The following is a 7,159-nucleotide window of genomic DNA, read 5'->3' on the forward strand; positions in this document are numbered from 1 at the left end:
GGGACTGGAGGCATCGGCGATGCGAAATGGCGGGACCATACTCGTCAGCACGTTCACGGTGGTGCTGGTCCTGACCACCGGATGCACCTCGGGCGGCTCCAACACGCCGCCCAAGAGGCAGCACGAGCAGGGCCCGATGGCCAAGCTGTCGATCACGCCTGCCGACGGCTCGAAGAAGGTCCCTCCGGACACCGGGATCAGCGTCAAGGTCACCGACGGCAAGGTCACCAAGCTGACCGTCGCCGACGCCAAGGGACGCGAGGTCAGCGGGAGCGCGGGCGTCGACGGGACGTGGCGGCCGACGTGGCCGTTCAAGCCGTCGACGGCGTACACGGTGAGCGTGCAGGCCACCAGCACGGACGGCAGGCAGGTGACGAAGCAGGCCGAGTTCACCACGCTGAAGCCGAAGCGGGTGCTGGAGAGCGGCATGTCGCCGCTGGACGGTGAGAAGGTCGGTGTCGGGATGCCGATCCAGCTCCTGTTGTCGCAGCCGGTGACCGAGCAGGAGGACCGGGCCGCGGTCGAGCGATCTCTGACGGTTCACATGTCCAAGCCGGTCGAGGGCGCCTGGAGCTGGATCAGCGACCGGGAGATCCAGTACCGGCCGCGCGAGTACTGGCCGACCGGCGAGAAGGTCACGGTGGTCGCCCACCTGGCCGGCCTGCGGGTCGGACGGAGCTTGTGGGGCGCCAAGGACCGCCGTGTGACCTTCACCGTCGGTCCTGAGCACATCACCAAGATCCGCAACTCGACCCACCGAGCGGTCGTGCGGAAGAACGGCGAGATCGTCAAGACCATCCCGGTCAGCTTGGGGAAGCCGGGCGACGAGAGCTATTCCGGCATCATGATCGCCCAGGAGAAGGCCGCGGATTTCTTCATGGACTCGGCCACCATCGGCAGGCCGGGCGAGTACTCCGCTCACACCAAGTGGAACGTCAGGATGACCTACAGCGGCATGTTCTTCCACGCCGCACCCTGGTCGACCAGCGCGCAGGGCAATCGCAACGTCAGCCACGGGTGCGTGAACGCCAGCCTGGCCAACGCCCGCTGGTTCTACAGGTTCACGCAGCGGGGCGACATCATCGAGGTCACGGGGACGTCGCGCAAGCTCCAGTTCGGCAACGGGCCGACGCCGTGGGCCAAGTCGTGGGAGGAGTGGCTGGCAGGCAGCGCCCTCGGCAAGTCGATCACCCCTGACCCTCGTCTCTGAACGCAGACACCGAGCGCGGCAACGCGACACCTGTGGCCGCTGGACATGCGCCAGGTCCGCAGGTACGTCATCGGGCGCTGGTGTTGCCGTTGGCTTCGGTGTCCCATTGGAGTTCGTCGCGGTCGGCGAGGTACTTCTCCGCCGTCGGCCAGTCCATCGGCAACGGCATCGGGACCGTGGCCCGGATCTGGGCGAGTTCCCGGTGTGCGCGGGCGAGGCTGGCGAAGTCGCGGGGGTAGGCGCGGGTGTCGATGCCGGTGAAGACGCCTATCTTGCTCGCGCGGGCCAGCACCTCTCGCCATCGCTCGATCGTGGCCAGTCCGACGGACTCCACCCCGTGGGAGAACAGCAGCAGCCTGATCTCCTCGAAGGGGTCCGCCCTGTCGAGGTATCCGGTCAGGCTCGCGCGCGACGGCTCGGAGTTGAAGACCATCCAGTACGGCACTGATCCGCTGCGCAGCGTCCACCACGGTTCGAGGAGCAGGAAGCATTCGGCGAGCAGCCGATCGGCCGGCAGGCCACGATGCTGGTACCACTCCCGGTACAGGTCGGCGATCACCGGGCTGAGGTGCTCCGGTTCGGCGAAGCTCATGCGTGCCAGACGCCAGCCGTTGCGCGCGGCCAGCTCCTGAAGGTCGGGCAGCAGGCCGGGTTCGAAGCCCCACTCCGCCTCCGGCCTCTGCCCGTCTACCGGCGGGTAGTCCCACCGGCGGTGCGGGGAGCCGTATCGGCGCAGGTAGTCCGCCACGCGCGGGCCCCCGTTCTGGTACTCGTCCCGGGTCGCGCCGCCGAGCGCCCCGTGCTGGAAGACGTAGCGGGTATCCACCTCCGTCACCGGCCAGCGCAGACCGCAGTCGGCGACCACCAGAGTCCCGCCAGGGGCCAGGTTCTCCTCCAGATAACGCCGGTAGGCCGCGGGCAGGCGGCGCCACTTGACCCGGAAGTAGGTCATGCCCGCGATCATCAGCCGGTCCTGGTTGGCGTCGTGCATGTGGTGCAGGACGAGGTCGGGGTTGGCGGAGAGCAGGGCCTGGCCTGCCGCCCGGGTGTGGCGCAGGTCTTCGCGTGGTTCGTCCGGGCGCACGCCGCGCCGCCGTACCGGGATCAGCAAGGTCTGCGGCAGCCAGGGCGCGGCCAGCGCCGCGCACAGGTGGATCAGGGCGCCGTTGGCCGAGCCGACGAAGGCCACCTGGCCGCGCCGACGCGGATAATGCCCGGTGACCCATCGCGCCAGCTCGTCCGAGCGGATGCTGCCCACCTTGTGCGGCGGCACGGCCTCCGCCCAACCGCTCGCCGCATACGCCCTCTCCTGCAGCCGCCGCGGAAGCATGTTGGCCGCCCCGAGCAGGGCCGAGGCCACCGGCTCCGCCGTCGCCGGGCCTTGCCCGATGAGCGGCACGTCCCGTCCATGCAGGAAACGCGAGAGCGCGCGCAGCATGCCGGTCGCCGAATCGAACGACGCGACGACCCTGCCCGGCTTCATACCGCCACCTCCGACAGAAAGTCCTCGACACAGCGGGCAACGCCTCCGGGATCCCGGTACGGCGTCATGTGCGGCAGCCCCTCCATGACCACCAGCCGCCCGTACGGCAGCAGCCGGGTCACCTCCTCGGCCCACGGCTGGGGCACCATCCGGTCCCTGCCGCCGCGTAGCACCAGGGTGGGCACGCTGACGTGCGTCAGCTTGTCCTCGATCCGGTCGCGTATCGACTCCCCGAAGGCCGCCAGCACGCCTCGCAGGCCGGCGTCACGGTAGTCGGCGATGTTCAGCGGCGTCATGCGTGGGCTTTCCCCTCGCGCGTTACGCAACCACTGCCCGACCAGCCGCCACGGCGAGCGCCCACGTGGATCCACTGTCGGACCGGCCAGCACCAGGGCGGCGGCCGCCTCTGGATGACGGACGGCCACGTCGACCACCACCTGGCAGCCGAAGGAGGCCCCGAGCAGGCACGGCCGCTCCAAACCGGCCTGGTCCACCCAGGCGGCCACGACGTCGGCAAGTGCCGACAGGGTCAGTGGCCGGTCCGGCTTGTCACTCGCCCCGAACCCGGGAAGGTCGATCGCCCAGACGTCATGCCGCTCCCCCAGCGCATCGACGAACGGCAGCAACTCCCTGCTGGACACCCCGGCACCGTGCACACAGACGACCGCCGACCCCGGCCCTCGCTTGCGGTGACCGGCGATCGTCAGATCATCCACAACGTGGTCCTGCCGGAACAACGACACCACGCCTCCTCTCCGAAGGCCGCCCCCTACCCGCCGCCCGGCCATCCGAACAACGGCCATCCCTTCAGCAGGGTCAGCGTCCACGGGAGTGGTGTACGAGTTTGACCCAAGTCGTCACCTTGATACCCACAAGGAAAGATCAAGGTGACATGAGGGCGGCCACTCCGCGATCCTTCACAGCTGGCGCGGCGGTTCCATGTCGCAGTGGAGCACCAGCTCGCTGGGCTGCTCGCGGTTCTGGGCCAGCAGCAGGGGTGTGGGCAGCACGTACGGCTCGACGGCCGCCATGTCCACCTCGTAGCCGAGGTCGGCGAGCGCGGCGGCGGTGAGCCTGCTCAGCGGGCAGGCCGTCGCGTTGCCGACCCTGCTGGTCATCAGCTCGTCACCGAAGACCGACTCCCGCCAATGGCTGCCGACGCTGCCCTGGCCGCCGACGTTCTCGACCGGGACGGGGTGGGCTTCGAGCGAGCCGAGGAGCGCGCCGTACTCCTGGCCGGCCCGCTGTCCCATGAACAGCGGCTCGTCGGTGCCTTCGCCGCTGAGCAGCCCGAGCCTGCGCCAGACCGTCTTGCCGATGCCGAGGACGTGGCCCATCTCGTGCGCGATGACGTCGTGGAGCCTGCCGTCGGCCTCCAGCCTGTCGAGGTCCTCGCTGTCGAAGCGCATCCAGCCCACGAACGGCAGCCCGTTCGGCCGGAACCGGAGCGGCAGGGCCCCGCCGAGGACATGGCCCGGACCGTCCATCTTGCCGCCCTCCGCGACGATGACGATGTCGTCGATCACCTCGCCGGGGGTGACGCCGTCGGGGAGTCCGGGGCCGGAGGGGACCTCCGCCGCAGGCTGGTCCCCGACGATCACCCTGGTCCACCGGCGCGCCGCGGCCTTGAACGCGGCCTGCTGCGTCAGGCTCAGCCCGTCGAGGAAGCGCACCTCGATGGTGTACGGGCTCTCGTCCCTGCCCAGTGCCTTGAGCCTGTCCAGGCTTGTGGTCGCACGGAACACCTCGAAATCTGACATCTCACACCATCTCCCGAAAGAGGTCTCTTCTGAGATGGTCCGCCGGTGGGCCGGAAAGCGCCTGAGTAGCCCCTACCTAGTTCTGTCAGCGCATCCTCAGCCGGCATCAGCCGAAGCTGCCGCGCACCGTGAACCAGAAGGCGGCTGAGGAGTAGGCGCAGTGGCTCGTTGCCGAGCTCGCGCCGGCGCGTGCTCATCGGATGCTCATCGGAGCCAGGCAGGGTGAAGACGTCACCATCACCGACGAGAGAGAGCGCCACCATGACACTGGCCATCCCCGGCTTCGACTACCAGAGCGTCCCCGTGGTCGATGGCGTGCGGCTGAACGTGGCCGTCGGCGGCTCGGGCAGCCCGATCGTGCTGCTGCACGGCTTCCCCCAGACGCATCTGATGTGGCGACACGTGGCCGCCGACCTGGCGGCTGACCACACCGTCATCGTGCCCGACCTGCGCGGGTACGGTGCCAGCGACAAGCCCGCAGAGACCGGCCCCGACGTTTACTCCAAGCGCACCATGGCCGCCGACGTCGTCGCCCTGGCCGGGATGCTGGGCTTCGACCGGTTCGCGCTGGCCGGGCACGATCGCGGTGCCCTGGTCGCCGTACGTGCCGGCCTGGACCACCCCGCCGCCATCACTCACCTGGCCATTCTGGACGTGCTGCCGACCCTTGACATGTGGGACGTGCTGCACGGTGCCGGCGCCGCCGTCGGCTTCCACCTGTACCTGATGGCCCAGCCACCCGGCCTGCCCGAGCAGATGATCGCCGCCAGCGCCGACGCGTTCTTCGGCTACTTCCTCGACCAGTGGGGTGCGGACCCGCAGGCTGTCCCGGCCGACGTCCGAGCCGCCTACCTGGAAGCCTGCCGGGCCGCGGTGCCCTCCATCGTGGCCGACTACCGCGCCTCGGCCGGCATCGACCTCGTCCACGACCAGGCCGACCGCGCGGCCGGCAACCAGCTGGCCATGCCGGTCACCGTGCTCCAGCAGGACTGGGGCGCCGCCCTCGGCTACGACGCCGCCGGGCTGTGGCGCGCCTGGGCGCCCGACCTGCGCCACCTCACCGTCAACAGCGGTCACTTCATGGCCGAGCAGGACCCCGCCACCGTCATCAAGGCCCTGCGCGACCTGCTGACGCGCTGAAACCCCGTGGGCTGGGAGCATCACGTGAGCAACAAGCAAGTGGAGTCCTCAGCTTGCCGCTTGCTTCACGAGTGCGCCGATCCTCGCCTCGTCGTCGGCGGTCAACTCCGTCAGCGCGAAAGCGGTCGGCCACATGGTGCCGTCGTCGAGGTTCGCCGGGTCGTTGAAGCCGAGGGTCGCGCACCTCGACTTGAACTTCTGCGCGCTTTGGAAGAAGCAGACGATCTTGCCGTCCTTGGCGTAGGCGGGCATCCCATACCAGAGCTTCGGCGACAGGGCCGGCGCACTGGCCTTGACGATGGCATGGACCCGCTCGGGAGGACGCGCTCCGCCTCCGCCATCTCGGCGATCTTCGCGAGCACGTCGCGCTCCCCGTCGGCTTTGGCCGCGCGCGGACCGCGACGCGCGGCCCTCTTCAACTCCTGGGCGTGCTCCTTCATCGCGGCCCGTTCTTCGTCGGTGAACCCGTCGAGCTTCCTGTCGGCTGCGGTGGTGCTCTTCGTGGCCTTCAGCGTTGCGGTCATGATGGAATCTCCTGGTCTGCAGATCTTGGTGGGGACGACAGTCGTGCAAGAGGTGGCCGCGGCGGTTCCGGCTTCGCGGAGAGATCGCGCGGCGATGAGGCGAGCGGTCGTCCCGGGCCGCGGGTTGGAGCCCGCTGCCCGGGGCGGCGCACCGCTCACCCCCAGGCGCCGGCGATCTGCCGGGTGGTGGCGTTGAGCCGGTTGAACATGTTGGTGACGCCGATCATCAGGACGATCGCGGCCAGTTGCTTCTCGTCGAAGTAGGTGGCGGCGCTGTCCCAGACCTCGTCGCTCACCGCGTCGGCGCGGTCGGCCAGCCGGGTGGCCGCCTCGGCCAGCGCGAGCGCCGCCCGCTCCTCATCGGTGAAGTACGGGGTCTCCCGCCAGGCGGCGACCGTGGCCAGCCGCTCGTCACTGATTCCGGCCTTGCGGGCCGTCTTGGCGCCCGCGTCGACGCAGGCGCTGCAGCCGTTGATCTGGCTGACCCGCAGGTGCACCAGCTCCAGCGTCTGCCCGTCCACCCCACCGGAGTGCACGGCCTTGAAGATGTCCTGGATGGGCTGCATCGCGCCGGACAGGACGACGGCGGGGTTCTGCATACGAGACTGCATCGGAGTTTCTCCTCTTCCGGGTCGGCGCCCCGTTCCCTCGGGGGCGTGGCTCCATGACAGCCGGGCGGGCTTACCATGACGACGGCGGTGGGACACCGTGGGACAGCTGAAACAGCCTTGAACAGCGGCGACCCGTCCCGGGAAGTTTCCGCCGGGGCGGGACAGGGAGGCGGTAAAACGGTGGTTGGGCAGCAGCGGGCGGCGAAGGTCGATCCGCAGCACGAACTGGCCGGCCGGCTGCGCCTGGTCCAGGAGTTGTCCGGGCGCGGCGTGCGGGCCCTCGCGCGGGACGCGGGCCTCAGCTCGTCGTCGCTGTCGCGCTACCTCAGCGGCCAGACGGTGCCGCCCTGGCCCGCGGTGATCGCGCTGTGCCGCCTCGTCAAGCGCGACCCCCGCCCGCTGCGCCCCCTGTGGGAACGGGCCTCCAACCC

7 protein-coding genes and 1 pseudogene are annotated in these 7,159 nt (G+C 69.8%); 3 read left to right on the plus strand and 5 right to left on the minus strand.

Annotation, left to right across the window (positions count from 1 at the left end; genetic code table 11):
• The first annotated feature begins 19 nt into the window (after window positions 1-19).
• Window positions 20-1,210, plus strand: coding sequence for a L,D-transpeptidase (locus ETD86_RS19185; RefSeq protein WP_138667527.1), 1,191 nt, complete (start codon window positions 20-22; stop codon window positions 1,208-1,210).
• Between the two features lie 67 nt (window positions 1,211-1,277).
• On the opposite strand, the gene ETD86_RS19190 is transcribed toward ETD86_RS19185, so the two are convergent.
• From ETD86_RS19190 to ETD86_RS19200, 3 genes are all read right to left on the minus strand, one after another.
• Window positions 1,278-2,693: a hypothetical protein gene (locus ETD86_RS19190; RefSeq protein ID WP_138667528.1), complete on the minus strand. Its 1,416-nt coding sequence runs from the start codon at window positions 2,691-2,693 to the stop codon at window positions 1,278-1,280.
• Window positions 2,690-3,436 (minus strand): alpha/beta fold hydrolase, encoded by a 747-nt coding sequence (locus tag ETD86_RS19195; protein WP_170223155.1) that lies wholly within the window; start codon window positions 3,434-3,436, stop codon window positions 2,690-2,692. The genes ETD86_RS19190 and ETD86_RS19195 overlap by 4 nt, the downstream gene beginning before the upstream one ends.
• 174 nt (window positions 3,437-3,610) lie before the next feature.
• Entirely contained in the window at window positions 3,611-4,453 is an 843-nt protein-coding gene (locus ETD86_RS19200) for a leishmanolysin-related zinc metalloendopeptidase (protein WP_138667530.1), read from the minus strand.
• Between the two features lie 261 nt (window positions 4,454-4,714).
• Here ETD86_RS19200 and ETD86_RS19205 point away from each other — a divergent pair, with 261 nt between their 5' ends.
• Window positions 4,715-5,593 (plus strand): alpha/beta fold hydrolase, encoded by an 879-nt coding sequence (locus tag ETD86_RS19205; protein ID WP_138667531.1) that lies wholly within the window; start codon window positions 4,715-4,717, stop codon window positions 5,591-5,593.
• 48 nt (window positions 5,594-5,641) lie between these two features.
• Here ETD86_RS19205 and ETD86_RS19210 read toward each other — a convergent pair.
• Window positions 5,642-6,117, minus strand: a pseudogene (locus ETD86_RS19210) (iron chaperone).
• A 155-nt stretch (window positions 6,118-6,272) separates the two neighbouring features.
• Window positions 6,273-6,728, minus strand: coding sequence for a carboxymuconolactone decarboxylase family protein (locus ETD86_RS19215; protein ID WP_138667532.1), 456 nt, complete (start codon window positions 6,726-6,728; stop codon window positions 6,273-6,275).
• 180 nt (window positions 6,729-6,908) lie between these two features.
• Between ETD86_RS19215 and ETD86_RS19220 the strand changes: the two genes are divergently transcribed.
• On the plus strand, window positions 6,909-7,159 hold a 251-nt coding region (locus ETD86_RS19220; protein WP_170223156.1), incomplete at its 3' end, for a helix-turn-helix domain-containing protein.

Origin of the sequence: Nonomuraea turkmeniaca (assembly GCF_005889735.1) — a bacterium.
Taxonomy (GTDB): Bacteria; Actinomycetota; Actinomycetes; order Streptosporangiales; family Streptosporangiaceae; genus Nonomuraea; species Nonomuraea turkmeniaca.

Coding starts and splice junctions, on each gene's coding strand:
- ETD86_RS19185 (WP_138667527.1), top strand. CDS start 20: ATGCGAAATGGCGGGACCATACTCGTCAGCACGTTCACGGTGGTGCTG.
- ETD86_RS19190 (WP_138667528.1), bottom strand. CDS start 2,693: ATGAAGCCGGGCAGGGTCGTCGCGTCGTTCGATTCGGCGACCGGCATG.
- ETD86_RS19200 (WP_138667530.1), bottom strand. CDS start 4,453: ATGTCAGATTTCGAGGTGTTCCGTGCGACCACAAGCCTGGACAGGCTC.
- ETD86_RS19205 (WP_138667531.1), top strand. CDS start 4,715: ATGACACTGGCCATCCCCGGCTTCGACTACCAGAGCGTCCCCGTGGTC.
- ETD86_RS19215 (WP_138667532.1), bottom strand. CDS start 6,728: ATGCAGTCTCGTATGCAGAACCCCGCCGTCGTCCTGTCCGGCGCGATG.